This is a genomic window from Brevibacillus sp. M2.1A (genome assembly GCF_013284355.2).
In the GTDB taxonomy this organism is placed as follows: Bacteria; Bacillota; Bacilli; order Brevibacillales; family Brevibacillaceae; genus Brevibacillus.
This window is the reverse complement of sequence record NZ_JABSUY020000001.1, coordinates 1,761,800-1,787,796: the sequence shown is the minus strand read 5'-3', so window position 1 is coordinate 1,787,796 and position 25,997 is coordinate 1,761,800. Positions and strand designations below refer to the sequence as shown.

Annotated in this window: 24 protein-coding genes; 5 read left to right on the top strand and 19 right to left on the bottom strand. The window is 47.5% G+C overall.

Features of this window, described 5'->3' with window-relative positions:
• Positions 1-3: 3 nt before the first annotated feature.
• The 6 genes from HP567_RS08845 to HP567_RS08820 all read right to left on the bottom strand — a co-directional run bounded on the left by HP567_RS08845 (position 4) and on the right by HP567_RS08820 (position 8,154).
• Complete coding sequence (locus tag HP567_RS08845; RefSeq protein ID WP_173609041.1) at positions 4-1,176, bottom strand: bis-aminopropyl spermidine synthase family protein; 1,173 nt, start codon at positions 1,174-1,176, stop codon at positions 4-6.
• 370 nt (positions 1,177-1,546) lie between these two features.
• Positions 1,547-2,785, bottom strand: coding sequence for an MDR family MFS transporter (locus HP567_RS08840; RefSeq protein WP_173609148.1), 1,239 nt, complete (start codon positions 2,783-2,785; stop codon positions 1,547-1,549).
• Between the two features lie 60 nt (positions 2,786-2,845).
• A complete protein-coding gene (locus HP567_RS08835; protein ID WP_173609042.1) occupies positions 2,846-3,766 on the bottom strand; it encodes an ArsR/SmtB family transcription factor in 921 nt (306 codons plus the stop codon).
• A 387-nt stretch (positions 3,767-4,153) separates the two neighbouring features.
• Positions 4,154-5,116, bottom strand: a complete 963-nt coding sequence (locus HP567_RS08830) for a metal-dependent hydrolase (protein ID WP_173609043.1) — start codon at positions 5,114-5,116, stop codon at positions 4,154-4,156.
• Between the two features lie 180 nt (positions 5,117-5,296).
• Entirely contained in the window at positions 5,297-7,087 is a 1,791-nt protein-coding gene (locus tag HP567_RS08825; RefSeq protein WP_173609044.1) for a M3 family oligoendopeptidase, read from the bottom strand.
• A gap of 125 nt (positions 7,088-7,212) precedes the next feature.
• The gene (locus tag HP567_RS08820; RefSeq protein ID WP_173609149.1) at positions 7,213-8,154 is read right to left on the bottom strand and encodes an MBL fold metallo-hydrolase; all 942 of its coding nucleotides are present in this window, start codon (positions 8,152-8,154) and stop codon (positions 7,213-7,215) included.
• Between the two features lie 165 nt (positions 8,155-8,319).
• Between HP567_RS08820 and HP567_RS08815 the strand changes: the two genes are divergently transcribed.
• A complete protein-coding gene (locus HP567_RS08815; RefSeq protein WP_173609045.1) occupies positions 8,320-8,829 on the top strand; it encodes a Crp/Fnr family transcriptional regulator in 510 nt (169 codons plus the stop codon).
• Positions 8,830-8,856: 27 nt separating this feature from the next.
• On the opposite strand, the gene hmpA is transcribed toward HP567_RS08815, so the two are convergent.
• Positions 8,857-10,074, bottom strand: coding sequence for an NO-inducible flavohemoprotein (hmpA, locus tag HP567_RS08810; protein ID WP_173609046.1), 1,218 nt, complete (start codon positions 10,072-10,074; stop codon positions 8,857-8,859).
• Positions 10,075-10,306: 232 nt separating this feature from the next.
• Here hmpA and pdxR point away from each other — a divergent pair, with 232 nt between their 5' ends.
• Positions 10,307-11,749, top strand: a complete 1,443-nt coding sequence (pdxR, locus tag HP567_RS08805; RefSeq protein WP_173609047.1) for a MocR-like pyridoxine biosynthesis transcription factor PdxR — start codon at positions 10,307-10,309, stop codon at positions 11,747-11,749.
• Here pdxR and HP567_RS08800 read toward each other — a convergent pair.
• The 7 genes from HP567_RS08800 to HP567_RS08770 form a co-directional block, all read right to left on the bottom strand.
• On the bottom strand, positions 11,727-12,263 hold the full coding sequence (locus HP567_RS08800; RefSeq protein ID WP_173609048.1) for a pyridoxamine 5'-phosphate oxidase family protein: 537 nt from the start codon (positions 12,261-12,263) through the stop codon (positions 11,727-11,729). The genes pdxR and HP567_RS08800 overlap by 23 nt on opposite strands.
• Positions 12,264-12,425: 162 nt before the next feature.
• A complete protein-coding gene (locus HP567_RS08795; protein WP_173609049.1) occupies positions 12,426-12,914 on the bottom strand; it encodes a DUF2199 domain-containing protein in 489 nt (162 codons plus the stop codon).
• A 130-nt stretch (positions 12,915-13,044) separates the two neighbouring features.
• On the bottom strand, positions 13,045-13,560 hold the full coding sequence (gene mobB, locus HP567_RS08790) for a molybdopterin-guanine dinucleotide biosynthesis protein B (protein ID WP_173609050.1): 516 nt from the start codon (positions 13,558-13,560) through the stop codon (positions 13,045-13,047).
• Between the two features lie 3 nt (positions 13,561-13,563).
• The gene (locus tag HP567_RS08785; RefSeq protein ID WP_173609051.1) at positions 13,564-14,823 is read right to left on the bottom strand and encodes a molybdopterin molybdotransferase MoeA; all 1,260 of its coding nucleotides are present in this window, start codon (positions 14,821-14,823) and stop codon (positions 13,564-13,566) included.
• 42 nt (positions 14,824-14,865) lie between these two features.
• Entirely contained in the window at positions 14,866-17,214 is a 2,349-nt protein-coding gene (locus HP567_RS08780; RefSeq protein WP_173609052.1) for an FdhF/YdeP family oxidoreductase, read from the bottom strand.
• 196 nt (positions 17,215-17,410) lie between these two features.
• On the bottom strand, positions 17,411-17,776 hold the full coding sequence (locus HP567_RS08775) for a DUF2294 domain-containing protein (protein ID WP_012684864.1): 366 nt from the start codon (positions 17,774-17,776) through the stop codon (positions 17,411-17,413).
• Between the two features lie 53 nt (positions 17,777-17,829).
• Complete coding sequence (locus HP567_RS08770) at positions 17,830-19,104, bottom strand: L-lactate MFS transporter (RefSeq protein ID WP_285862619.1); 1,275 nt, start codon at positions 19,102-19,104, stop codon at positions 17,830-17,832.
• Between the two features lie 403 nt (positions 19,105-19,507).
• Here HP567_RS08770 and fdhD point away from each other — a divergent pair, with 403 nt between their 5' ends.
• Together fdhD and HP567_RS08760 are read left to right on the top strand one after the other, a co-directional pair.
• Positions 19,508-20,305 (top strand): formate dehydrogenase accessory sulfurtransferase FdhD, encoded by a 798-nt coding sequence (gene fdhD, locus HP567_RS08765; RefSeq protein WP_173609054.1) that lies wholly within the window; start codon positions 19,508-19,510, stop codon positions 20,303-20,305.
• Between the two features lie 154 nt (positions 20,306-20,459).
• On the top strand, positions 20,460-20,933 hold the full coding sequence (locus HP567_RS08760; protein ID WP_173609055.1) for a hypothetical protein: 474 nt from the start codon (positions 20,460-20,462) through the stop codon (positions 20,931-20,933).
• Positions 20,934-21,029: 96 nt separating this feature from the next.
• On the opposite strand, the gene mobA is transcribed toward HP567_RS08760, so the two are convergent.
• Positions 21,030-21,662 carry a molybdenum cofactor guanylyltransferase gene (gene mobA / locus HP567_RS08755; RefSeq protein WP_173609056.1) on the bottom strand — a complete coding sequence of 211 codons (633 nt, stop codon included), beginning with the start codon at positions 21,660-21,662 and terminating at the stop codon, positions 21,030-21,032.
• A gap of 87 nt (positions 21,663-21,749) precedes the next feature.
• Between mobA and HP567_RS08750 the strand changes: the two genes are divergently transcribed.
• A complete protein-coding gene (locus HP567_RS08750; protein ID WP_173609057.1) occupies positions 21,750-22,187 on the top strand; it encodes a Dps family protein in 438 nt (145 codons plus the stop codon).
• 97 nt (positions 22,188-22,284) lie between these two features.
• On the opposite strand, the gene HP567_RS08745 is transcribed toward HP567_RS08750, so the two are convergent.
• The 4 genes from HP567_RS08745 to HP567_RS08730 all read right to left on the bottom strand — a co-directional run bounded on the left by HP567_RS08745 (position 22,285) and on the right by HP567_RS08730 (position 25,988).
• On the bottom strand, positions 22,285-22,746 hold the full coding sequence (locus HP567_RS08745) for a hypothetical protein (protein ID WP_173609058.1): 462 nt from the start codon (positions 22,744-22,746) through the stop codon (positions 22,285-22,287).
• A 302-nt stretch (positions 22,747-23,048) separates the two neighbouring features.
• The gene (locus HP567_RS08740) at positions 23,049-23,441 is read right to left on the bottom strand and encodes a hypothetical protein (protein WP_173609059.1); all 393 of its coding nucleotides are present in this window, start codon (positions 23,439-23,441) and stop codon (positions 23,049-23,051) included.
• 257 nt (positions 23,442-23,698) lie between these two features.
• Positions 23,699-24,865: a dicarboxylate/amino acid:cation symporter gene (locus HP567_RS08735; protein ID WP_173609060.1), complete on the bottom strand. Its 1,167-nt coding sequence runs from the start codon at positions 24,863-24,865 to the stop codon at positions 23,699-23,701.
• Positions 24,866-25,055: 190 nt separating this feature from the next.
• A complete protein-coding gene (locus HP567_RS08730) occupies positions 25,056-25,988 on the bottom strand; it encodes a hypothetical protein (RefSeq protein ID WP_173609061.1) in 933 nt (310 codons plus the stop codon).
• Positions 25,989-25,997 lie beyond the last annotated feature (9 nt).

Genomic DNA, 25,997 nt, shown 5'->3' with positions numbered 1-25,997 from the left:
CAATCAGTCTTGTGCTCTTCGGCGGGACAACAGCTCAAAGCTTTGGTGCTTGCAACGAGGGCAGCCGCGTTTTTTCAATTGTTCGATCGTCACTATTTTTGCCTGTGCCCCTACCTGAATCGATCTTTTGCAGCGCTTGCATTGATACTCACGCTTGGAAGGAGTCTCTTCGCCTGTGTACAGCGACTCCAGAAATGGATGCTTGATCGTCGGAGCCGTCAGCTCTGTTGTGGTAAGCACGATCATCTGTCCCTTGTTTCCAATTATTTGCGCCGCTTCGTATTCATTGAAATGACTGAGTACCTCTCGTACGGTCAAGCCTGCCCGCACGAACTCCCGTTGCATATTCAGCGTGAAATCAGGCGATTTATGTGCAAAGGACAGGAAGATGGACAGTCCTTTTTGTTTTTGCAGCCCACTAATTCCGCGGGATAAAAACAGAGCCATTCCTTGCAGCGTGTAAGGTGGATCAGTAAAAAAGCAATCGTAGCCACCCTGCAGCTTCTTCGGCAGCGGATGCCGCAAATCAGCCTGATGGCAGGCTACGGACAATGCATTTTGCTTTGACACATCCGTAATGTACTGGAGAAAGCGTTCATCGATATCGACTACGTCAATTTGCCCTGGACGTTGTTGATTCCCTGGAAACAAGCGCTTGAGCAAAAGCCCCAGTGAGATGCTGACCAAATCATCATCCCCGACGCATAATATTTTTTTGCCCACCAAACTTTGATGCCGCAAGCATAAGATTGCCCTGCGTAAGCTCGTCTCGACTGTGCATTTGGACTGATCGATCTGTACATCGACTTGCGGACGCCCAGCAAAAATCGTCTCCATCTCCGCTTGCAAGTCAGCCAGTTCTGTTTTCCAAGCTTCATCGTCTCTCATCAGCTTTTCGTACAGCTCTCGATCCAGCCCACCATACCCTAGCTTTTGTTCAATGAACGCCTCCCCTTCTGAGGTGCATCTCACCCCGCTCCCCTGCTGTATGGCACCTGCCTTGATCAGCTCTTTTTTGATCGCAGTCGCCACAGGTACAGGCAAGAGTACCTTTCTCGCCAGCTCTTTCGTAGGCAAACCCGGCTGAAAATAACACGCAAGCAAAAATTGTTCGATCACTCGTTGTCCTTCTTGTAAACGGACTTTTTTATAGGTGTCTTCGATATAATTTTTCATGTAGAGAACCTCTTTTCAAAAGGGATGGACCCATCGATGCCATGCAAAAAGGCAGAGCATGAACATTCGTTCATCTCCGCCTTGAGGGCATACGTTCGCTACGTGCGCGTGGATAGTCACGCAAAAAAACCGTGCGTAAGAGCACGGTTCCCGTAGTCGAGCAAATGGGTAGATGGATGACCGTAAGTTCTTAACTAATCAAGGCCTCCTTTTTCCATAGCAAATAAGCCGACATGAAATGTGGTTTTTGCCAAAATACTGGGAGTACCCTATCCAGTTGCTTAGTTAAGAACACACACCGACATCAAAACGTCCCCTTTTGAAAAAGATACTTTCTATTATACGGCAATCGCAATCAATCGGCAAGAAGCTACATGGAAGTCTCTACAATTGCATTTCTGGGCTGCTTCCGCTTTTCATGCAAGCTGCGCCCCAGCCAATAAAAGATCAAGCTGACCAGCGCCAATACTGCCATGACCATAAACATCACAGGGCCACCATATGCGGTGAGCACCATACCACCTGCCCATGGTCCAAGAAAACTGCCGAGCATCGTTGCGCTTTGTGCCCCGTAGTAAGTCCCTCTCATATTCGCGGGACTGATCTCGTCGATTTGCGCATACTCCGCCGGTATGATCAAGATTTCCCCAAGCGTAAAAACGATCATCGCTGTAATAAACCACGTCCAATCTGGCGAAAAAGCAAAGCCGACCTCTCCTATGGCCATCAATACAGCACCGCCTGCTATCCTCGCAAACAAGGAAAAACGCTCAACCAGCCTCGTTAAAGGAATTTGCAAAAGCAGGACAGTAAATCCGTTGACGCTCATCAAGGTTCCAAACAAGGCGACTCCCTCCGAAAAGTTTTCCCGCAAGTATTGGGAGAGAGTAACAGACATCTGACCGTACACTGTCACTAACAGGATTCCGCCTGTAACAAAGGTAAGAAGAACGACATCCCTTCTGAGTACTTGCCAGATCTCACCCAAACTGGCTCTCTCTACCTCTCCGTTCCCCCCACCGTCATCAGTGACGCCACATCTTCGACATGCCACTAATAAAATGACGGCAAAGCTCACCAAAGACACCGCAGTCAGAATAAACGCCAGATTGCTGCCGGAAATCCCCAAAAAAGCACCGAGCATAGGACCAATCGCGAAACCTAGATTGTTCGCAAGATAGCGATTCGAGAACACACGAAAACGTTTATGCTCAGGGGTCAAGTCTCCCATCAGCGCTTTTGAAACCGTCGCAAAAATAGATGCCGCCAATCCCATAACCAAACTGATTAACAGCAAACTGATCGGATGAGCCACTGTAATGAAGCCGATCATCGAGCACGCCATAGCAAGCAAGGAAAAGAACATCAGCTTTTGTCTGCCAAACAAATCCGAGAGAATCCCGCCAACAAATCCCCCTACTGTTCCAGCCAAAGGACCTGCCCCGATAATCAGTCCAATATAGGCGTGAGAGAGCTTCGTCGTTTCACCGAGATAGATGGCCAGAAAAGGGATACTCATCGATTGGGTGAGCTGAACGAACACCGTCCCTGCCATCAACAGATGAACAATCGGGTGGTACGCCTCCCACACTTGCCTCATTTTGCTCATACTGCTCATTCTGATTCAACCTACCCTCTCAACAAAATCATGCTATTTTCAAAAGCAAAATTACTCTGATGTATGGAAGAAGGAACGAAGCAAGACCGGGAGACGCTCGACAAAGGCTTCTCGCAGACTGTAGTAGGAAACCGTCGTACTTCCTGTGTAATGAGCACGAATCAGTCCCGCTCTGCGCAACGCGGTTACATGATGATGGACGGTGCTTTTTGCTAAGGATACTTGCTTCTGTAGTTCCCCGAGAGTGCACGTCTTTTTTGCCAGGCAGCGCAAGATTTGCAGGCGCTTCTCATCAGCCAGGCACTGTGTGATGGGCAACAGCTCGAGGATCGGCTGTGGTTTGGCTGTTGCCGCATCTTTAACAGGGTACATACAAGTGGCAAGCCCCCGATAAAAGTCGAGGACAGAAGAATGGGCACAATGGTATTGCGGGATCAGAACAACCTCTCGCAAATCTGCCATCGGCTCAATCCAAATGCCGTTCGTAACATGATCGACCAAATCAATTGGAGGCGTTTCTTTGGCGCGGACTGTCAGCTCATCAGCGCTCCGTTGCAAACTCTCCAAAATGCGTGGGTCCACCTTCGAAAAATAATGGTCATTCCACTGGGTAAGCAACAATAGGCTGCGATCACGGATTTCCCCCAAGTTCAGCGGGATCGTCTCCACCCATGGCGCGAGACGCTCATAAATTTCACCGGGAGGAATGCTTTCCAGCCACCCAAGAAATTCTTCAACGGATTTGGTCTGGGGTGATTGCGCTACTAGCAGCACCAAGCGGTGAAGTACTTCCCAGCGTTCATCTGCGAGTTCATCTGCAAAAGACGCCGGGAGCTTTTGTTTTGTCTCCTCAAACCAAGCCGTACCAAGCAAACAATGCTTGCGCTCCTTTTCGTGAATGTAAGTGTAGAGGCTAATGATACATTCATACGCAGGAGACCATTCTACTCTGATCGAATACAATCCATTCATTCTATCACCATCGAACATTTAGTTTTTTTCAGTGTATCACTCTTGTTAGATTTTGCCTAGCGCCATTTCGTTAGAATAGCTATAAAGGTCCTTAATGGGGTCAACATAGTGGAGGAGAAGAAAAAGCACAGTGCTCTTCGACTCTGACACGCCAGCAGGGGGGATTCACTGTCCGTCTCCACTTCCAAAAGGGGAGGCGTTGTCAAGGTCTACGAGCCCTGTGCTTTTTCTTCTTACCAGCTTTGTTGGTTTATCGATACCACTTAAACCTTTGGCAAAAGCTTTACTGAAACAATGTAAGAGGCAGACGCTGAGGTGCCTTGTTCACACAAAAAAAGTAAGCCCCCAGCTTCACTAACTGACGAGGCTTACCTATACTAGCTTCCCTTATACAAACGGCGGGTCCCACGCTTTTTTTCGCCAACCCAACCGATGATTAACGACGTTCAAATCACGATCCAAGACAACATCTACGCCAAAAGGCAGCTTGCGGTTGTACCAAAAGCGCACATCGCTCCATGTGACTTCGTAACCGTCGGCAATCTCCTTCCACGTGACGTGGATTCGTTGAGCAAATCCGAGAAAAGCACGAACACCATCCACACCGACAGTAGCCTGAATGATTGCATCACGCTGCTGCTTCGGATACATATCCTCCACTATTACGCGTGCATACTCGATTCTCCCTGTGTAAAACCGTTCTTCCGTCTCTACGACGAATCGCCAGTGAAAAGGATGTATGCTCGGGAAGACATGGGATATGCCGCTTGTTTCCAATGCCCTTGCTACCCGTCTGACGTTACGGTGATGCTGCCAAGCCCGCACGCCAATATACACGAGCGTCATGCCATATGCTACCGGAAACAGCACGCTGGGATCTCCTCTAAAAGCTATCCACCATATCGCCGCTGCCAGATGGATCGCGAACACCAGTGGCTCAAAAATCGCAAGTACATCCAAATGCACCCAGCGCCTGCTAATAGGGCGAATACACTGGACTCCATAGGCGTTTAGCATATCGAGAAAAACATGCAGCACAACAGCCAACAGCGTCCATCCGTACAAAATCCCGAGCTGCCCCATGAGACCAAACCCCCAGGCAAGAGGAAGACTGATAATGAGGGGCCATAGAAACAAGGCGGGAATCGAATGGGTAATTCCCCGATGAAAGCGAATGTAAAAAGAAATACCGCGAAGTCTGGCCACAGTGTCGAAATCCGGGGCATGAGAACCCACTACCGTTGCGACCATCAGCGCCTGAGCAAGCGCCGGATCATGCGCCACTGCCGGCGTGATATGAGCTAACCCCGCCAGTGTGACACCCAACAAAAGATGACTACCAGTGTCCATTACGATGCCTCCCTTTACAAGTACTCCCTCCCCTTTTACTGTACGAAAAAATAGCGAGGATTCTATAAACCGCAGGTAAATGTTATCCGAAGATTTCTTCTGCAACATTAACAATCTCTCAACGAAAAAGCAGCCTGTCAGAATAGTGACAGACTGCTTGGTACTTATTTATTCGTGAATTTATGCTTCTTCTGTCAGGCGCAGGAATTCGTCGATGTCTGCCACAGCCAGATCAACAGCTTTTTGCCAGAACTCAACTGTCGTCATATCCTCACCGAGATGCTTCTTCGCCAAGTCTTCCACCATCAGGCGGCCCGTATCTTGGAGCAGTGCATCGTATTTCGGCGCGAAGCTCTCACCTTCTTCGAGCGCACGCGCATAGACACTCATGCTGAACAAGTACCCGAATGTGTACGGGAAGTTGTAGAACGGATACGACGTGATGTAGAAATGCAGCTTGGATGCCCAGAAGTGCGGCTCATAATCTGCCAAAGCGCCGTTGTACGCTTGCTTTTGCGCCTCTTCCATGATTCGGTCGAGATCAGCCGCGCTAACGAGACCTTCTTTGCGCTTCTCGTAGAAATTTTTCTCGAAAATAAAGCGAGCGTGGATGTTCATGAAAAACGCAACGATGGATTGCAGCTTATCTTCCAACAGCACCAGTTTCTCATCGTCATTCGCTGCATTTTTCACAGCAGCGTCAGCGAGGATCATCTCTGCGAAGGTCGATGCTGTTTCCGCTACGTTCATCGCATAGTTTTGGTTAAGGGCTGGCAAATCCCACATGACTTGCTGGTGATACGCATGCCCCAGCTCATGTGCCAGTGTGGATACATTGCTTGCGCTTCCCGCATACGTCATGAACACGCGGGACTGCTTGCTGACTGGGAAGCTCGTGCAGAATCCGCCTGGGCGCTTGCCAGGACGATCTTCTGCCTCGATCCACCCCTCATCGAATGCCTTTTGCGCAAACTCAGCCATGCTCGGATTAAAACGATTGAAGTGCTCAACGATCAGCGCAGCCGCTTCATCGTAAGACACTTCTTTATGTACCTTGCCGACTGGAGCTCCTACATCGTACCAGCTCAGCTTGTCTACCCCGAGGAGCTTTGCCTTGCGCTCCAGGTAGGCAACCAGACGATCCTTGCGATTGTCGATGGCCTGCCACATCGCGTCGAGTGTTTTTTCCTGCATCCGTCCAATATCCAACGGTTCACGCAGGACGGAATCCCAGCCGCGATGACGATACAGAGAGAGACGGAAACCACCCAAGTGATTCAGCGCCTGCGCGCACAACTCCGTTTCCTTGCCCCAAGCTTCTTTCCACTTTTTAAAAACCTGGGCACGAACAGCACGGTCAGGACTGCTCATCAGGTTAGAAGCTTGCCCGACGGACATCTGCTTCGTCTCGCCATTGACCTCAACCTCAATACTCATTCGTCCCACGACAGCATTGTACAAATCTTGCCAAGCGTGATACCCGTCTACGGCTAAATCGTTTGCCAGCACTTCTTGTTCAGGCGACAGCTTTTCCTGTGCACGGCGGCGGCGCTCATTCAGCACAAAAGCAAGAGGTTGCAAGTCTTCGTCTGCCAACAGATTCTCCCATGCAGCCTCGTCGATAGCCAGCAGTTGCTCTTCCCAGCGCGTCAATACTGCACCAAACGCAGCCGAGATACTCTTTACACGACCACCCAGCAGCTTGGCTGGCTCATCCTTTACATTTTGAGCAGTCAGGCAGGAAATAAATGCACCTGCTTGTCTCACACGGACTGCAATGCTTTGAACATGAGTGATCACTTCCTTGAAAGCGACTGTTTCATGCAAACCAGCGCCAGATTGCTCGAAACGCGCTTTTAGGTTCGCAATATCCCCTTCCACAGTCCCTAAAAACGCTCGAAAATCCTCTGATTCACTGCCACCAGGAAAAATTGCATCCATATCCCAGCGTTGTGGCAATGCTTTTGTCATATGTACCCCTCCTCAAAAAACTCCTTCGATAAAAATATTTCTATAATAAGGTAGCTATTCCCTCCCCATTTATTCATATCGTTAGAAAAGCGACTGCCATATAAGCAGTCGCCAACTTTTCACACCTATTGAACAGGGATCGAAAACGTCTCCCCTTGTTTTTCAACAACGATCCTATCCCTCTCGTCCCCCGCTGCTGCCAACAAACGCTCGAACGGCTCATCAACTGGCTCACGCGAGAGCACAAACGTATTCCAGTGAATAGGCACCAGCCACTTGGCTTTGGTCTCCTTGAACATCTGCCATGCTTGCTCTGGCGTACAATGCGCGGCTTGATAAGAGTCCGGCTTGTAGGCGCCGATCGGCATGAACACCAGATCAATAGGCCCGAATTGCTTCGGCAAATTTTCCATGGAGATATAAGCCGTATCGCCTGGATAGAGGATACGCACGCCATTTTTCTCAATCATATAGCCGTTGTAGCCATACTCATGATTCCATGGAAAGGGGTTGCCCCAGTGTCGGACAGGAATCGCCGTAATCGTCATTCCTTCTTTCGTTGTAATGACTTCTCCCGGCTGCATTTCCTCATACGAACCAAATGGCATATGCTTGAACAGTTTGCTCGTCTGGTGCGCTGTAATGACATGTGTGGAGCGATTCGCTAATTTCTGCAAGGTAGGCAGATCGACATGATCCAAATGAGCATGCGAGAGCAAAATAATATCTATCTCGCCAATTTCAGCAAAGTCGAGGGCAGGAGGCGTAAAGCGTTTGGGACCAAAATGGACACCCGCAAGCTTAATCCCGAGCTTCTCGCCCAAAACCGGATCCGTCAGTATTTTCGTACCAAACATATTCAACAGAATCGTCGAGTGGCCGATCCATGTAAATGTAACCTCATCATGACTCCAGTCGGCAGGCATTGGCTTTTTCGTGTCCAGATGACGAAACTCCGGCTTCGGAAGCTGTCCCATATGGTACCAGTAGCGGTAAGCCACATAGCCAATCAATCCGAGCGTGAGTACCCCCACTACGAAGCCGACCCATGTAAAAAAGTTGAGCATCAGACAACTCCCTTTATCCATCTGTGATTTCCCCATTATAGCAAAAGGCATTATTGCTGTAGCAAGCCTAAAAAAGCGGCAAACTGCTTTTTACGCTTGCTTACTTCCTCTTGCCGGGCTTGCTATAATTGCTAGAGAAAAACGTAGAGAATCGAGGAGAAACCCATGATCCTGCACAAGGGAGAAGTCCTGTTTCGACAAGGAGAAACAGGACCGCTCTATCATCTGAAGAGCGGTCTGTTAAAAATCGTTCGGGTACATGCAGACGGAGCATTGACGCTGGTCAACATCATCGTTCCAGATGAGATCATTCCGCATCATTCATTGATGAGCCCGAATCCCTATTACGGGACAGCAATCGCTCTCGTGACCTGTGAGATCGAAGTGCTGTCTGCCCCGGATTGGTATCGCCATCTGGATGACAATCCTGAAAAGTGTCGTGATATCGCGCTACAGCTGCAAGGGAAGCTACGGATGATGCAGCAGCGTATCGACCAACTGACCGAAGTCTCTCCTGCTGAAAAGCTTCGCAAGCTCCAGCTTTGGTTTCAGTCATTCATCCCTGTCGCCTCGCTTTCGGAGTTACTGACTCAGGATGAAATCGGTCAACTCATCGGGCTTCGCCGCGAGACGGTAAATCGACTGCTGCGGGCTCAAGCTGCGAATCGCGAGTAAGCTTGAGTTTTTTTCGTGAGAGCCTCTTTATGCCAAGGTCGCTGCCGGACCAAAAAACTCAAAATGAATGTCTTCTGCTGGCACTCCCCATTCCAACAGAGCACCGTTGATCGTCTTCATGAATGGAGTTGGACCACAGAAATAGTAGCTCGCCTCTTTTGTATCGATGACCTTTTGCAGCCACGGCAAATCGATATATCCTTCTTTCTGGAAAGCACCGTTCAATCGATCTTGTTCGGTCGGCTGTGTATAGCACCAGTGAACAGAAAGCTGTGGATGTTTTGCGGCCAGCTCCTCCACTGCCTGCTTCATGGCATGCACTTTTCCGTTTTTGGCTGCGTGAATGAAGGTGATCGGACGGTCTGTTCCCGATTTGATCAGTGTGTTCAGCATGCTGATCATTGGGGTCAATCCTACACCGCCACTGAGCAGCACAACCGGACGGCTGTCCTCTTGCTGCAAGGTAAAATCTCCTGCCGGAGCAGACAGCTGCAGGCTATCTCCTTCCTTCACTTCTTCAGACAAATAAACGGATACTTTTCCTGCTGGCTTATCCTGCATCGCATCCTCGCGTTTGACAGAAATGCGGTAGTACGCATTCCCTGGCGCATCAGAGAGACTGTACTGGCGAATGTGAGTAAATTCCTCACCCGGTAATTCTACCTTGACGCTGATATACTGCCCTGGCTCATAGCTGGAAATCGGTTGACCATCTGCCGGAACCAGATAGAAGGAAGTGATTACGTCACTTTCCTTCACCTTGCGTTGGACGATAAACTCTCTGAAATCTCCCCATCCTCCGGGCTGCCCGCTCGCTTCTTCATACATTTCGTGTTCTACACCGATGAAGGCATCCGCAATGACGCCATACGCTTCTGCCCACGCCTGTAAAATCTCGTCCGTAGCGGCATCCCCAAGTACGTCCTTGATCGCAGCAAGCAGGTTTTCCCCGACGATTGGGTAGTGTTCGGCCTTTACTCCCAAGCTGCGGTGCTTGTGTCCAATCTGCTTCACAACAGGCAAAATTGTTTCCAGCTTATCAATATACAAAGCCGCAGCATACACCGCATTGGCCAGAGCTGTTTGCTGTCTTCCCTGCTTTTGATTGGCATGGTTGAAAATATTAAGAAGCTCAGGGTGCTTGGCAAACATCATTTGATAAAAACGTTTTGTAATGGCAGTTCCGTGCACCTCTAGTACAGGAACGGTTGATTTTATGATTTCAATGGTTTTTTGGCTTAACATTGTAGAACCTCCTTGAAGTGCTTCGTTCTTTCTATATTTCAAGTGTACGGGAGGTTCACGCATGCACATGTGATTCTGGTCACAGGAAATAGAAACGATTTGTGACAATTTCAAAATGTCTTAAGAAAAAGTCGTCCCCCAACCGTCTTGTTGCAAAAAAAATGTTTGCCATGTTAGCATATCAACCAATGGATTGTTATTAAATTCCATCAAAAATACTGAAGGTGAATGAATGCTAACCGTAAACCGAGATGACAAGCGTCCAATCTGGCAGCAACTGCTGGACCAAGCGATCCATAATATTACCTCTGGAAAATGGCAGCCAGGTGAATTGCTACTACCCTCCCGCGAACTCGCTTCTCTAATTGGCGTTTCCCGTTCAACCATACAGATTGTTTATGAGGAGTTATTCAGCCGCGGCTACACTGTCACCTCTCGCCGCGGTGGAACGAGAGTTAGCGAATGGATTTATGCAACTCGTCCTTTAGAGGTTGCTGCGCCCGAAGGACCTGCCCCTCCCGAATTGCCTTTATTAAACGCTACAATCGGTCATTTGCAAGGTTGGTTCGGGGACAGAGATCGTCAAAAGGTTGAGGTCGATTTCAGTCCCCATGAGCCATATCTGGACGAACATTTTCAAAAAATTTGGAGGCGTTCGTTTTTACAGGCTTCCACAGAAACGAATCTGGACAGTTGGGCTTATGGCAATGCCTATGGATACCAACCGCTACGAGAACAGATTCAACGTTACTTGTCACTTGAACGGGGCATTCATGTAAATATCGATCAAATCATGTTAACCTCAGGTGCACAACATAGCATCGATCTGATCGCCCAAGCCCTTTTACATGAAGGGGATACCGTTTCTGTAGAAGATCCTGGCTTCCCTGCTGCCTGGATGGCAATGAAGTATCGGCGTATGCAGGTTGTCTCCGTTCCAGTTGACGAGTACGGGTTATGCGCAGACCAGATTCATCCGGGGTCCAAGCTTGTCTATGTTACGCCATCGCATCAGTGTGCGGTTGGAGTCATTATGTCCGAACCTCGCAGGCAACAATTGTTACACATGGCTGCCGAGCAGCAGTTTTGGATTGTTGAGGATGATTACGACAGCGAATTTCGCTATCGCGGCGACCCACTTCCGACCTTGTTCAGTCAGCGACCTCAGAACACGTTGTATATGATGAGTTTTTCCAAAATGATTGCTCCTGGTATACGGATATCGGCAATCGTTGGTCCCAAAGAGGCCATTCGTCAGCTCGCCCACGTCCATGAATTAACCTATCGACATCTTCCGATTATGGAGCAATTAACGCTTACTCATTTTATTGAGCATGGTCATTTCATGCGCCATATGAGACGGGTTCGAAATGTTTATCGGCGCAGACATGAAGCCATGACGAAGGCCATCATCACGACAGGTCTCGTCGAACACTTCACACTAAGCGGCGTAGAAACGGGATTGCATATCCTTCTTGAAGCTGATCAATCGTTTGATGAAAAAGCCGCGACGATCCTGGCACTGGAAAAAGGAATCCGTGTTTATCCTCTTAGCAAGTATTGTTTGAGATGCGATCGAAAAGGATGGGTGCTGGGTTTTGCTAAAGTAGATGAATCCACCATTCAAGAAGGCATTTTTCGTCTTGCGGAGATTATACGTTTTTACCAGGTTTGAACATTTTTTCTTCTTCTATTGGGTTTTCTTTCGCAGTGATATGCTGTGGATCTATCCGGTACACCTGAACCGGACCACCGAATACTGCTGAACGGTATTTGTCTACGTGCTGCTTGGGTAAAGGCCGATTATAGTAGCCTGGCACATACTTATTCATCATTTCTTGCAGCATGTATGTAGCTTCATCCAGATCAACGATAGGCTGTGCCTTGCCAAAAATCATTACACTCATATACGCTGTGTCCGTCTTAGCTGGCACCGGATCAGTAATCGTTCCATATTCTTCGCAAACCGTAAAACAGACCTCTGGATTAGCATCCATAACCTGATTTCTTCTCCCGCCGGTGGCACCATGGAAATAAAGCTTCCCATTTGTCCAAACAAAATTGAGCGGAACTACATACGGCAGATGACCATCGACCATTCCAAGATGCCCGATTCTAGCTTGCTGCAAAAATGTCTCAATCTTGCTCTTATCTAATACTTCTCTTATTTTGTAACGCACTCCATCCATTGTTATCACTCCTATTTTTTTGAAATATGCTGCAAGTTTATCAGCCATTGGATTGAATATATACGTCCAAAACTGCCTAATTGAAGCAATCCATAAGCTATCGTCTAAGTCATGAGAAAACGAAAAAGCTGCCGGAACATCCCGGCAGCAGGCATTTTCTGATTACTCGGTATGATTGATGAAATGAGCAATTTCTTTCACTCTCTCCATTGTAATTCCTTCTCTTTGTTCAACCGCAAGTGGATGATTCGTTTGTTCTAATTCTATGAAGGGTACCACACCAACTTTTTGTGTATGTACCCATGTCTTTAAGGATAGGGTGGTTTCTGGATAGATGGAAAGTTCAGTCGATAACCAGCCAAAATACGGTTCTTCACTTTCTCTTCCTTCTACGTGCAGCAATTCATTCGATCTCAAAAAGTTTTCTTCACTAAGAGAAACCCAAACACTCCATATAAATTTCTCATGACTATCTATTATTGGTATTTCAATATGTCCTCTAATAAAGAAATGCTGTTCATCAATTACACAAAAGTCTCTGATTAATTCTGTTCGTTTCTCTTCTGGTACCATGTAAAAATAATGTGGCGCTTCTATTCCATAACAGAAAGGCAGTTCATTTAATTCGTTGTGACAATGAGGGCATTTCATGTTCTTTGCTCCTTATCATTTCTCGCCGATTTTTTATTTACATTACCACATTTTTCATTACATGGATCATCTGCCATGCTACAAAAAAAGATCATCCCCAATCAAGCTGGAATGATCTCAATGTTTCTAATCAGTTTTGACAACGCCAAACGGAAACCCGTTCCCTTACAAAATTGGCTATGTTGTCTATGTCATTAATATCGAAAAAGGGCAACCCCGGCTGAGGCTTTTCCGACCAACCTACGATCCCTACCAGATGCGTAACGATAGATAAGAGCTCTTCATCTTCTGGCCTGCGAAGCAGGACGAGCTTTGGATAGCCTTCACGCTTGAAGCCTTCGACCAAAACGAGCTGGGCCCCGGCATCTGCCAGACGCTGGATCAGGACGGACAGCTCTTGCGGCTTTTGCTCCACGATGGCCGTTTTCGTTTTGGATGTGATAGCCACTAGCGAGGCCCCGGCTTCACGATAACGCCAAGTGTCCTTCCCAGGTTGATCCCACTCAAAATCGTGTCCGCCATCATGCTTGATGACCCCAACTCTTATCCCAGCCTTTTCGAGAATCGGAATGAGCTTAGTGAGCAGCGTCGTCTTGCCACTGTTTGAATAACCGACCATCTGCAAAACACAAGGTGGCTTGACCATACGCTATCCCTCTCTTCTCCAGGTTGGGGCCGCATGGGTAAGAACATCAACCAGCTCTCCTGCTGTTTTCCCGCTTCCCCCGGCTGGTATGATCATAAAGCATTCGCTGTCCTTCAACGTCCCCAGATTCCCTGCCTTTTCATTGAAATCAGGGATTGCGTGCAAAGTCCCGTCTTTTTCGAGGAGCTTCCCTCGCAGATAACGCGGGTATGGACAAGGCTTCGTATAATCGACGCCGAGTCTCGCCTTAATCACCTGTTGCACGACGTGGGCTTCTCCCGAGATGCGACGAATGGCTGCTCGCGCAAATAATTCAAACCCGAGAAAACAGGCACCCGGATTCCCTGATAGGGCAATAAAAGGCTTGCCTTCCATAATCATGGCCGTCGTCGGACTTCCTGGACGTATTGCGATCCGGTTGAACAAAAGCTCCACCTCAGGCTCATCCACTAAAGCCGCGATCACATCAAAATCCCCAACGGACACACCGCCGCTTGAAATGACCAGATCCACGTCCCGCAAGCATTCACTAATTTTCGCCTTCGCCACCAACAAATCATCCGGCAATCTTGAAAACGAAACAGGGATGCCCCCTGCCTCGGCAATCAAGGCAGTCAGCATCACCGTATTACTGTTGCGAATTTTGCCTGGAGCAAGCGGCTGATCAATCTCCAACAGCTCGCTTCCAGTCGAAATCAGACCGACACGCGGCTTGCAGAACACCTCTACCTGCGAATAGCCAAACGTAGCCAAGCTGGCGAGAGTACCTGCGTTAATCCGCTCACCCGCCTTGGCAATGATCGTTTCTTTGGCCATCTCTTCACCGCGACGCGATACATTTTCCCCAGGCTTCATCTCACGCTTGATTCGCACAGCATCCGCCTCTTCGGCTGGGTTGTACGTTTGCTCAAACATGATGACCGCATCCGCACCCGCAGGCATCATCGCGCCTGTCATGATCCGAGTCGCGCAGCCCTTTTTCAATTCTTTGGTAGGTACTTGCCCGGCCGCAACCGTCTCTAGCACTGTTAGCGTAATCGGGTGATCAACGGAGGCCCCAACCGTATCGTCAGCTCTCACGGCAAATCCATCCAGCGGCGAGCGGTCAAAGTGCGGCAAATCGTATGTTGCACGTAGATCAGTGGCAAGTATTCGCCCGTATGCCTCCCCGATCTGCACTTGTTCCGTTCTCCCCGTTAGCAATTTAGCCAACAGCTTGCTCATCGCTTCCTCAACCGAGAGTGTTTGTCGCGAAAAACGCATGGCTTGTTCCCCCTAATCTTGACCACCCATTGCTGCAGCTCGTCAGCCGACGTTTACTTCCAAATCTTCTACTTCTCTCTCCACATATTTCAAATCTTTGTTGGCGTGGAAAGTGTCCGCTTTTTCAACCTTCACGGCTGTATTGTATTCGGGAATACCTGAGTATGTCTCGTATACACCCTTCGGAATGAGTACATTCCCTTCCGGCCAGTGCACTTGAATGTTTCCGCGTCTGGTGTCCTCGAATTTGGCACGTCCTTGGAACGTACCATATTTATTGTAAACGACGATGTTTTCGCCTTCTGCAATGCGCAGTTCTTTTGCATCCTCTGCATTGATCAGGATATCATAACGGTCTGCATTGTTGAACGGGTCTTTCTTGCTATAAATCATCGAGTTGAACTGCTTACCGCGACGAGTTGTTACATAGAAGTGTCCCTCTGGCTTGTTCAAATCCGGAATCTCAATCGGAATCAGATTCGCTCGGCCATCCGGTGTCGGGCATACGCCGCCTTCACACAACCATGCACCGCCCCATTGGAAAACATCTCCACGGTTTTTCAGATGCTGGATACCATCGTAGTTCGGATTGGCCAAGGCAATCTCTGCGCGAATTTCAGCTGCGCTTGAGAAGTGCATCAGATGCTTTTTCTCTGGATTGACCCGTGCCGCCAGATCTACGTAAATCTCCCATTCAGAACGAGCTTCTTCAATACGAGGCCCTTCCACTTCGGCACTGAAGTAAACCATACGCTCTGTACTTGTCGATGTACCGCCACCCGGCTGCTCGTAGCGAGTCATTGCTGGCAGTACGATGACTTCTTCCTTCGCATCCACCAGCGTGGATGTGTTGAAAATGATGTCCTGATGTACACGCACTTCTATGCTCTCCAAGCATTTTTGCATGAAGTCCGGATCTGGCATCGTCTCCAGGAAGTTGCCGCCACTCGTATAGAACAATCTCGTCTTACGCTCATGTCCATCCGGCAACACTGCATTTTCCAAAGAAATACCGACGATATCTCCTTGCCATTTCGGGATCGGGAAGTTCCAGATCTTTTCAATGCGGTTCCAGGATTTTTCTTCAAAATCTCCACCTGGCAAGCTGAACGGATCGGCACCCATTTCACCGGAGCCTTGTACGCCGGAGTGTCCGCGAATCGGCATGAGACCAGTGTGCTTGCGACCCAAGAATCCACGAAGGATGGCCAGATTGGCTACTTGAGAAATATTGTCCGTACCGAATTTGTGCTGGGTCAGACCCATACTCCATACGAATACACCATTTTTGGAGTTGGCGAGCAGTTCTGCGAATTCTTTGATACGCTCGCGGCTGAGACCGGAGGATTCTACGATCTTATCCCACGATTCATTCATCACATGCTTGCGCAGCTCCTCGATTCCGTTCGCGTGCTCCTTGATGAATTCATGATTGATCGCAGAACCTGGCTTGGCTTCCTCCATCTCGAACCAAATCTTCATCACACCGTTCATGAATGCGATGTCGCCGCCAATGTTCACTTGGTAGAAATCGTCCGCAATCTTCGTCCCGAACAAAGCACTATCCGGTACAGATGGAATCCAGTACTTCTCCATCGCTGGCTCTCTGTACGGGTTGATCAGGATAATTTTCGTTCCTGCTTTTTTCGCAGCATACATGTATTTCGTTGATACAGGCTGGTTGTTGCCTGGTACAGAGCCCCAGAATACGAGCACATCGGTACCGATCCAATCCTGATAGTTACAGCTCGATGCACCAATCCCAACCGACCGCTTCAGTGCTGTCTTACTCGGCGAGTGACAAATACGTGATGCGTTGTCGATGTTGTTGGTTCCGAGGAAACGAGCCATTTTAGCTGCTGTGTAGTATACCTCGTTGGTAATCCCACGAGCGGTCAAGAAAAAGGCCAGCTGTTTCGGGCTGATGTTTTTGATTTTTCTCGCGATGCGGTTTAACGCTTCATCCCAACTAATGCGGGTGAACTTGTTTTCGCCTGGTTTTCTTGAAAGCGGATACGGAATTCTTCCCAGCTTGCGCAATTCTGCGCTGGATAGCTTACGCAGCGCATTTACATCCTCAAACCATTTGGCATCCATGGCAGGCATGGTATTGAGACGCAGGACGTTCAGTCGCGTGGTGCACAAATGCGGACCAGTCAACGTCTGATCGTAGAGGCCGGATACGCCGAGAGCGCAGCCATCACATACCCCTTGGGTCAAAATGCGATAGGCATAACCCAAATTATCGCGATTGTCATAGGCCACCTTCATCGTATCCCGAATGTGATGCGGCTTGATTTTCCCGAGCCCCATCGGCATCAGTGAAGCCCATAAGGAAGGCTTCCACGAAGTATCCAGCTTAATTGGTCCGCCATGCTTGGTCTTGCCCATTTCTTTAGTCTCCCCTCTAATAAACTCCATTGAGACGAAAAAAACCACCATGAAACCGTCCCTTGTCCTATAGGAAAAGAGCGTGTTCACGGTGGTTGTCTACGGCAGGTTCGCTACCTAGTCTCAACTTCGTGTTTGCTTTTCGCGAATTCCGTTACGTCTAAGCCGGTGAACAGGGACGCTGCTTCGTTTAGACTTACGGTTCGTTTTTCATTTTCTTTTCGATGTCTTGATCAAAAACAAAGATCGACATTCCAAAATCCCGTTCGATGTCAATATCAACGAATAGATCAACGAGTTTTGCTCCAAGAAACGCTTCCATGTCAACTGGCTGGTGTTTCCGATAGATCTCTTTGACCATTTCGGTTCGGGCAGCTCGTAATGTCTGCTTTCCGTCTTCCGAAGTGGCGATGAACTTTTCCACCGGAGAAAGGTTGCCTTCCATCTCGCAGATCGCCCAGTTCTTGCAGAACGTGGTGCTGATCTTGCTAGGTCCCTTTCCCATATGGCGCTTTCGGAAAGCCCTGACCAAATTACTGAATTCTGCTTCGAACTTATTCATCGAGGAAAATCACCTTTACTTCAAATCATTCTCTATTTAAACTTTACCATTGATTAACTAGCCAATTCAACAGACTTTTCTCTTTGTTTGGCTTCTTCCTTCAGTTTTTTGATATCCAGACGGATTACTAGCGAGATCACCAGAGCGACAACGAACATTCCTGCGAAAACACTCATGGTTCCTGTATAGCTTTCTGTCGTCTTGCGAACCCATGCTGCAAAGATCGGTCCTGCCAAGCCGGCAGCAGCCCATGCCGTCAAAATATACCCGTGAATTGCGCCCAATTGCTTCGTTCCAAACAGGTCACCAATGTACGCCGGAATGGATGCAAAGCCACCACCGTAACAGGTCATAATGATGAACATCGCTACCATGAACAAGATCGGATTGGACATATTCGGCAACAAGAAGAACAGTACCATTTGGATAGCAAAGAAAGCTGTGTACGTATTTGGTCGTCCAATGAAATCAGACAGAGACGCCCAGCCGATTCGTCCACCACCGTTGAATAAACCGTTTAGCCCTACCATCAGTGCTGCTGTTCCGACAGACATCCCCACCATTTCTTGCGCCATCGGCGATGCTACCGAAATAACAGCAATCCCACATGTCACGTTGATAAACAGCATCAGCCACAGCCAGTAAAAACGGCGTGTCTTGATCGCTTCGTTGGCAGTCAATTGGCACAAATCTTTTTTGATTTGCTTGCTGCCAACTGTTCCCTCAGCGGAAAATCCAGCCGGTACCCAGCCTTTAGGAGGTGGAGCCAAATATTGAGCAGAAGCCAACATTACAACGAAATATATAAGGCCCAAAATATAAAAGGTGTTCGCGATTCCTACATTTGCAATCAAAGCGTTCATAATCGGACTGGCAATCATGGAAGCAAAACCAAAGCCCATAATGGCAAGACCCGTTGCTAAACCGCGGCGATCCGGAAACCATTTGACCAGAGTCGATACTGGCGTAATATAACCTACCCCAAGTCCAATACCGCCCAGCACTCCATAACATACGTACAACAGAGGCAAGCTGCTCAATTGAATCGCCAAGCCAGCCCCGACAGTTCCTACTCCAAAAAAGATCGATGCGAGAATACCAGCTTTACGCGGGCCGTGCTTTTCGACATAATGACCGAGGAAGGCAGCAGACAGCCCCAAGAACAAGATCGCAATGCTAAACGTAAATTGAACATCCGGCAAGTCCCAGCCGAATTGCTCGGTAATTGGCTTGGTGAATACACTCCAGGCGTATACCGACCCAATCGAGATGTGGATGCCTACCGCAGCCAACGCGATAAGCCAGCGGTTTTTCACTTTTTGTTCCAAATCATTCATCTCCTTTGCAATGGTCTTGAGCATGCTGTGGATCCATCAACAGCCTTCTCGAAAAAAAGAAAAACTGCCGATTTCACCGACTCACCCAGGTCTCCACAAATGGAAACGAGGACTACGATGAAACACAGCAGTTAATCATCAGCAGGAACGCTACATCAGCATCAACAAGCATTGTGTTCACTATGTAATTTTCGCTGCAAGGCTACAAAATAATCGGTGGCAGGGTCGCTGCTCCGTGTCAATCTGTCCTTACGCTATGAATACATGGAAAGACGAAAATTTTATGACACTTTTCATCTCACATAGTATACTACCATGTAAGCGTTCACTCGACAATATTTTCCTCACAAAATAGCCATGAAAACTTCATAAATTCGACAAAAAGGAGGCCCGTATGTCCGATCTAACCATCACCACCCGACTGCCCGTGTTGAAAATTTCGGCTGACCAACATGGCTGGGAAGACGACGAAATCGTCACCGAGTACCCCCTCACGATTTTTCTCAACGATGAGGAATTCGCTACAATCGTATGTACTCCGGCCGACCTGGAAGAGATGGTCATCGGTTTTCTCGCAGCCGAAGGCGTCATCAAGAGCTACTCGGAAATCAAGCAGCTTACGATTAATGAGGCCCAAGGATTTGCTTACGTTGATTTGCATAAAGAAACAATTTTGTCCCAGAGCTTTTACTCCAAACGCAGAATTACTTCCTGCTGCGGAAAAAGCAGACAGTCCTTTTACTTTTTTAGCGATGCGCGCACAGCAAAGCCTGTTGAAAGCACAACAACTGTCACCCCCGCTCAATGCATGCGCCTGATGAAGGAATTGCAAGCGTCGTCTGAGATTCACCGCCAAACAGGTGGTGTCCACAATGCAGCCCTCTGTACACCGGATGAAGTTTTGCTTCAGTACTCCGATATCGGGCGTCACAATGCGCTCGACAAAATCTATGGGAAATGCTTGCAAGATAACATTTCCACCACGGACAAAATTCTAGTATTTAGTGGACGCATCTCGTCTGAGGTGCTGCTCAAGGCTGCCAAGATTGGTGCTGGCATCATTTTGTCCAAGTCCGCTCCAACTGATCTCGCCCTTCAACTGGCAGATGAGCTGAAGCTCACCGCAGTCGGATTTATCCGCAATGACAAAATGAACGTGTATACACAAGCCGAAAGAATTCTTCTGCCTTAAAGAAGGAATCAATCAAAAGCGGGACAAGCTTAGAGCCTTCCCGCTTTTCTATATTTTTTCATCTGGTAATCTCAAAGCCCGAGTTAGCATCTCGGGCTTTTGTTCTTTCTTTCAACGTGGGAATTTTTTATTTGCAGCAGCAGCGTTTCTTTTTATGCTTGCAGTGGCCGTGGTCGTCTTCGTCTTCGTCTTCGTCTTCGTCCTCATCATCTTCTTCATCTTTGTCTTCGTCGTCGTCCTCTTCTTCGTCTTCATCATCTATGTCTTGCTTCTTGCAACAGTGGTGGTCATGTTTTTCAGTGCCTTTGCAATCATGGTCATTGCAGTAACAGCAGTGATCGTGGCAATGTTCATGCTTTTTGCAGCAGCATTGTGGCTCGTAATAATCGTCGTGTTTCTTGCAACAGCAGTGGTGACCGTAATACTTGTCACGTTTTTTGCAGCAGCAGTGGTGGTCGTAATATTTGTCGGTTTTTTTGCAACAGCAGTGGTGGTCGTAATTCTTTTCGGTTTTTTTGTCGCAACAGTGGTGGTCGTGTTTGTCGGGTTTTTTGCAACAACAGTGGTGACCGTGGTGTTTGCCTTGTTTTTTGCACTTTCTTGTCATTGCGCTCCCTCCTTTCGTTAGCCATCACTACTATTCATACGGTTTGTCCAGAGAAACGCTTGTATGATAGCCCTTTATGAAAAGCCCCTTTTTTCCAAACAAAAAACAGGACACGTTTCAAGCATGTCCTGTCTTTCTGCGTTTTTCTTCAAGTTTTGCCTGTTCGTACTCTTCAGGTGTGTTGACATTATATACAGCCCAAGGGTCCAAGCATTCATCAGGCAAGGGCACCACTCGCAGTTCATCTAAAGTTCGCATTAATCTTCGCTGTCCATTCAAAAGAGCCTGCTCCCAATTACTCTGCGTTCTCCGATGGTACACAGCACATAATGGATGGGTTCGGCCTTCTGATTGGGCAACAATCACATCCCACTCGTCCCTCTCTCTGGCAAATTCAATGAATTTCGCTATTTGTACACGATCCATAAAAGGTAGGTCGCAGGACAACACCAGCAAAGCATCCTCGGTACTTACGCGAAAAGCAGTAACCAACCCACTGACAGGACCGCAGGATGGTACCAGATCAGGAGTTATTGTGACGGGCTGTTCATCAATTTGTTCCTTTTGTGTCACTTGAGTGCCCGAAAAATCGTTCGCTACAATGAAACAAGACAAGCCAATCGCTTGTACCTCCTTTACCAACTCTGTTAAAAAGGTTCCGTCCCTCCATGGTAATTTTTGCTTTGGAGAGCCCATTCTGCTGCTTTTTCCGCCTGCTAAAATAACCGCACCGATACGCAGCTGCGACATAAATTTCCTCCTGGGTGTTGACAATAATCCTTATTAGTTTATAATAAGTTTAAACAAATAATAATTATAAATAAGGAGAGATTCTCGATGGAAAACACACTCTACAGCGTTCTCAATAAACAAGTGGCGAACTGGACAGTCCTCTATACGAAACTACACAATTTTCACTGGAATGTAAAAGGACCTCACTTCTTTACACTCCACGCAAAATTTGAGGAATTGTACAACGAAGCAGCAGCAAATCTCGATACCCTTGCTGAACGCGTCCTCTCCATCGGTGGAAAGCCTGTAGCGACTCTGGCTGCATGTCTGAACACTGCAAGCGTCACCGAAGCAGAAGGAGGCGAAACAGCTGAGCAAATGGTAGAAACGATCACGAGAGACTTCTCCATTCTTGTAGACGAGTTGAAGCTGGCTATGGAAACAGCTGATCAAGCGGACGATGAAGGGACATCCGATATGCTGTTGGGAATCCGCAGCAGCCTGGAAAAACACATTTGGATGCTCAAATCCTTCTTGCAATAAGCAAGACAATCATAGACACCAAAAGGCGATTGTGCATAGACACATCGCCTTTTTTGGGTCTTGCCTCCCGTGAAACTGCCTCTCTCACCCTGATTGCCTAGAGTGAAAAAATCAGTTTCCGCCCGTCCTTTTCTACTTTTACTTGGGGCAAATACTTTAATGACTTCTGTACACCAATGTAGGGACTCGCAAACTCTACCTGGTGCCGTGCTTTCAACACGGAGCAGAGATCAGCCAATGACATTGGAGACATCGCTTCCCGTAACAGGTTTTCGATGTGCTTCGCAACTTCCACATAATCATGACGAATGTGCGCCTTTCTCACCTTCATTCGCTTCATCAAATCATCCGAAAATTCCTCTGTTGCCAAAGTTACATCGTCAGGGCTCTCTTCGTCTCCGATCCCGGCTTCGTTATCCAACTCACGAATGCGGCTCAAAAGCTGCTTGATGTCAGCTCCCAACTGCTTGTCCTGATCGACGTAATGTCGACGCAGTGCCATACGCTGCTCTAGCATGGCCTGCAATGTCATTTGTAACGCTTTCCGTTCGTTAAACATTGCGTTATGTATTCCCCTTTTCGCAAAAAGTAGAATGATGGAATTATATCCAATGATAATATAATTCGAACTAGTTGGAAACGGGGGAATTTAGAGTTTAGCCAGTCGCATAACAGTGCACTCCCATTAATAATAAATGTATTGAGATCCTTTATGTAAAGTAGTAATGAAAAAATACCTCTAGTCTCTTTGTCACTGTAATCACGTTTCCCTAGTCAAAGAAAAAAGTTAGCTTTTCACTAAGCCAAGATCGACTAAAGTGAAAAGCTATCTTTTTTATTACTAGATCTTGAAGCTGCCGATTATAAATTATTGACCGAGAGATTGTAACTGGAAGTACCGATGATTCCCATAACTTTTATATAATAAGTTTTACCAGCAACGACATTAATATCTAATGGTACACCAGATCCGGAATCTCCAATCATTGTAGTTTTATCGGATTCAAACACACCGTATATGCTTACACCTTTAGAATTGTTATCTATAAGAGAAGTACGAACTTTTCCAGTCTTATTTGCTACAAAAACAAAAAAATCCTCATCACTACCATTGGTTTGTCCTGAAATGGTTGAGTTAATAGTCAAGAAATCTGCCGTTTCAAAGGTATCGTTTGGCTCAGATTCCGTACTTGCAGCAAAAGCAGATGATGATACAGCGAATACTAGAGTTAGCGCTAATAGGATTTTTTTCACAATTATTACCTCCTATAATTTGGGATAAAAGGAATATACCATTTTGAGATAAAAATGTCAAAATATAGATTATTTTGGCTTTTGCTGGTACATTTTGTTTTTTATTAGTTTTGCTGTCGAAAAACACTAGCAGCTTTGATCGCAGTGTTTTTACCAAGAAATAGATTAAACCCTAGGGGGTACCTTGAATTCCCACATAAAAAAAGACCTATCTATAAGTGGACAGGTCTGTTTCAATTAGGTTCGTAGCGAGATTATCACGCCGCCTTCTCCTCACTCAATCGATCCGTAATCACCGCAATCGCACCATCACCCGTTACGTTACAAGCAGTACCGAAGCTATCCTGCGCGATGTACAAAGCAATCATCAGCGAAGTCAACGTAGTAGTAAATCCAAGCATGGACTCCATCAATCCGAGTGCTGCCATGACTGCACCACCCGGCACACCTGGTGCAGCGATCATCGTTACGCCCAGCATCAAGATGAACGGAAACATCACGCTAAAGGATGTCGTCATGTCATTTAGCATCATGACTGCCATGGAACAGCTGACAAGCGTAATCGTGCTTCCGGAAAGATGGATTGTCGCACAGAGTGGAACGACGAAATCTGCGATCTTTTCGCTCACACCGTTTTTCTTGGTCTGATTCAGTGTCACAGGAATAGTGGCCGCAGATGATTGCGTTCCAATCGCTGTGAAGTAAGCGGGGAGCATATTTTTTATCAGCGTGAATGGATTTTTGCGTCCCATCTGGGCTGCTATCATGTACTGCACGAACAGATAGAATAGATGCAAGGCGATAATCATGACGAAAACTTTCACAAAGACGGACAGAATCATGGTGACTTGTCCACCATAGGTCAGGTTGGAAAATACAGACAGAATATGTAAGGGAAGCAACGGGATAATGACGGAAGCAATCAGCTTCTCGACGATATCTCTCAAGTCTACCATCACATTTTGGAGGGCATTCCCTTTGATGACAGTCGCTCCAAGACCAAGGGTAAAGGCAAGCAGTAATGCTGTCATCACACCTACAATCGGCGGCATGTCCACGGTAAAGAATGGCTTCACCAGTGCTTCCTCCGGGTTGGCATACTGATTCACCAGTCCACCTACCTCAAGAATGTGTGGAAAAATACTCGTACTGACCCAATAAGCAAGCGTTCCTGCAAGGATCGTTGACAGGTAAGCAACCCCTGTGGTTACCCCAAGCAAACGCCCTGCCCCTTTGCCCAGCTCACCGATGCCTGGCGCGATAAATCCAATGATAATCAACGGAATCGCAAATCCGAGGAAATTTCCAAACAGGCCACTAAATGTAGCCAATCCTTTCACAACCCAAATCGGCGATATAGAACCGATCCCGATCCCGAGGACAATGGCGATCAGGATTTTGGGTAGTAAACCTAGCTTTTTCATTAATAGTAAACCTCCATTAATTTTTAATAAATAACGTCCACGTGGAATGGACTTTGTCTCCTTTACGCGGACTAATGAATAACAAGGTAACACATCCGGGATGAGATTGTCATGAGTCATAAAAAAGTAATAATATTCAAATTAAAGAAAACCCCCAATGAGCATTACTTACTCACTTGGGGGAACAATATTATTTGGCGCAAAGCACGTAGCGAAATTCCTCTTCGATGTCTGCCAATACGCGCATGGCATTCGCTAGCTCTTGCTCATTCTTTTCCACGATCAGTGTGTGACAACGTCCGAATTGCTTCGCTTGTTTCTCTTTAATTGCCGCCAGCTCTGGCGCATGTTTCGAGAAAAACACAGCGAAATCCATGGCTCGCCTCGCCCCTAATTGGAAAGCAAAATAGGAGAGATGACCAATTTCTGCTGGGGGGAGTCCACCCTCCTCTTCTATCCGTTTCACTACCCGCAGGATCGCTTCCTTTCCGTATAGGAGCGAAGCGCTTGGTTTAGCCGATGCACTTTCCTGATAAATCCCTTGGAATAAACGAAGGGCATTTGCAGCTTGTTCCTCCTCTGACGGACTGCCTACACGCTTTGGTGCTGTCCAGTAGTGATAAGAAAAGAGGCGATCGAAGATTTTTTCAGCTTTCCATGCCAAGACAAACTGGGACAATGGCAAGCTCACAAAAGGGAATCCTGCTGGATCATGCAGGTAGATTGCTTGCTCATCCATCCTGTATGCGAGAACAAAATGGTCAGCGCCCCCCAAATAAGCAGCATTGGGATTATACGTCAAATAGCCCATATCAAGTGGTCCGAGCAAAACGGGTCCATGTTCCACGTCACGCCGTAATTCCTCCAATGGTGGCTCTCCCTCAGCATCCGCTGACTTTTCCGTCCAGCTAAACCCTAGCAGCTCCAACGCATGACTGACACCACGGTCGGGAATCTCTTGACCGAAATAAATGACTTTCTGCTCCTCATGCCACATCGCCCCGATGCCTACGCCGGAGAGGACTTCGAGTACGGCAGGCGATACCTTCTCCCCGATTGTCTCCAAAAGCATTGATGATGAATTTGCGTAGCAGTAGTGGCCACTTCCGATGTACGATAGCATGCTTTTCTC

What these genes read in the sequence shown, in the direction of transcription:
- HP567_RS08845 (WP_173609041.1), bottom strand. Translation starts at nt 1,176, where the DNA reads ATGAAAAATTATATCGAAGACACCTATAAAAAAGTCCGTTTACAAGAA.
- HP567_RS08840 (WP_173609148.1), bottom strand. Translation starts at nt 2,785, where the DNA reads ATGAGCAAAATGAGGCAAGTGTGGGAGGCGTACCACCCGATTGTTCAT.
- HP567_RS08835 (WP_173609042.1), bottom strand. Translation starts at nt 3,766, where the DNA reads ATGAATGGATTGTATTCGATCAGAGTAGAATGGTCTCCTGCGTATGAA.
- HP567_RS08830 (WP_173609043.1), bottom strand. Translation starts at nt 5,116, where the DNA reads ATGGACACTGGTAGTCATCTTTTGTTGGGTGTCACACTGGCGGGGTTA.
- HP567_RS08825 (WP_173609044.1), bottom strand. Translation starts at nt 7,087, where the DNA reads ATGACAAAAGCATTGCCACAACGCTGGGATATGGATGCAATTTTTCCT.
- HP567_RS08820 (WP_173609149.1), bottom strand. Translation starts at nt 8,154, where the DNA reads ATGCTCAACTTTTTTACATGGGTCGGCTTCGTAGTGGGGGTACTCACG.
- HP567_RS08815 (WP_173609045.1), top strand. Translation starts at nt 8,320, where the DNA reads ATGATCCTGCACAAGGGAGAAGTCCTGTTTCGACAAGGAGAAACAGGA.
- hmpA (WP_173609046.1), bottom strand. Translation starts at nt 10,074, where the DNA reads ATGTTAAGCCAAAAAACCATTGAAATCATAAAATCAACCGTTCCTGTA.
- pdxR (WP_173609047.1), top strand. Translation starts at nt 10,307, where the DNA reads ATGCTAACCGTAAACCGAGATGACAAGCGTCCAATCTGGCAGCAACTG.
- HP567_RS08800 (WP_173609048.1), bottom strand. Translation starts at nt 12,263, where the DNA reads ATGGATGGAGTGCGTTACAAAATAAGAGAAGTATTAGATAAGAGCAAG.
- HP567_RS08795 (WP_173609049.1), bottom strand. Translation starts at nt 12,914, where the DNA reads ATGAAATGCCCTCATTGTCACAACGAATTAAATGAACTGCCTTTCTGT.
- mobB (WP_173609050.1), bottom strand. Translation starts at nt 13,560, where the DNA reads ATGGTCAAGCCACCTTGTGTTTTGCAGATGGTCGGTTATTCAAACAGT.
- HP567_RS08785 (WP_173609051.1), bottom strand. Translation starts at nt 14,823, where the DNA reads ATGCGTTTTTCGCGACAAACACTCTCGGTTGAGGAAGCGATGAGCAAG.
- HP567_RS08780 (WP_173609052.1), bottom strand. Translation starts at nt 17,214, where the DNA reads ATGGGCAAGACCAAGCATGGCGGACCAATTAAGCTGGATACTTCGTGG.
- HP567_RS08775 (WP_012684864.1), bottom strand. Translation starts at nt 17,776, where the DNA reads ATGAATAAGTTCGAAGCAGAATTCAGTAATTTGGTCAGGGCTTTCCGA.
- fdhD (WP_173609054.1), top strand. Translation starts at nt 19,508, where the DNA reads ATGTCCGATCTAACCATCACCACCCGACTGCCCGTGTTGAAAATTTCG.
- HP567_RS08760 (WP_173609055.1), top strand. Translation starts at nt 20,460, where the DNA reads ATGCTTGCAGTGGCCGTGGTCGTCTTCGTCTTCGTCTTCGTCTTCGTC.
- mobA (WP_173609056.1), bottom strand. Translation starts at nt 21,662, where the DNA reads ATGTCGCAGCTGCGTATCGGTGCGGTTATTTTAGCAGGCGGAAAAAGC.
- HP567_RS08750 (WP_173609057.1), top strand. Translation starts at nt 21,750, where the DNA reads ATGGAAAACACACTCTACAGCGTTCTCAATAAACAAGTGGCGAACTGG.
- HP567_RS08745 (WP_173609058.1), bottom strand. Translation starts at nt 22,746, where the DNA reads ATGTTTAACGAACGGAAAGCGTTACAAATGACATTGCAGGCCATGCTA.
- HP567_RS08735 (WP_173609060.1), bottom strand. Translation starts at nt 24,865, where the DNA reads ATGAAAAAGCTAGGTTTACTACCCAAAATCCTGATCGCCATTGTCCTC.
- HP567_RS08730 (WP_173609061.1), bottom strand. Translation starts at nt 25,988, where the DNA reads ATGCTATCGTACATCGGAAGTGGCCACTACTGCTACGCAAATTCATCA.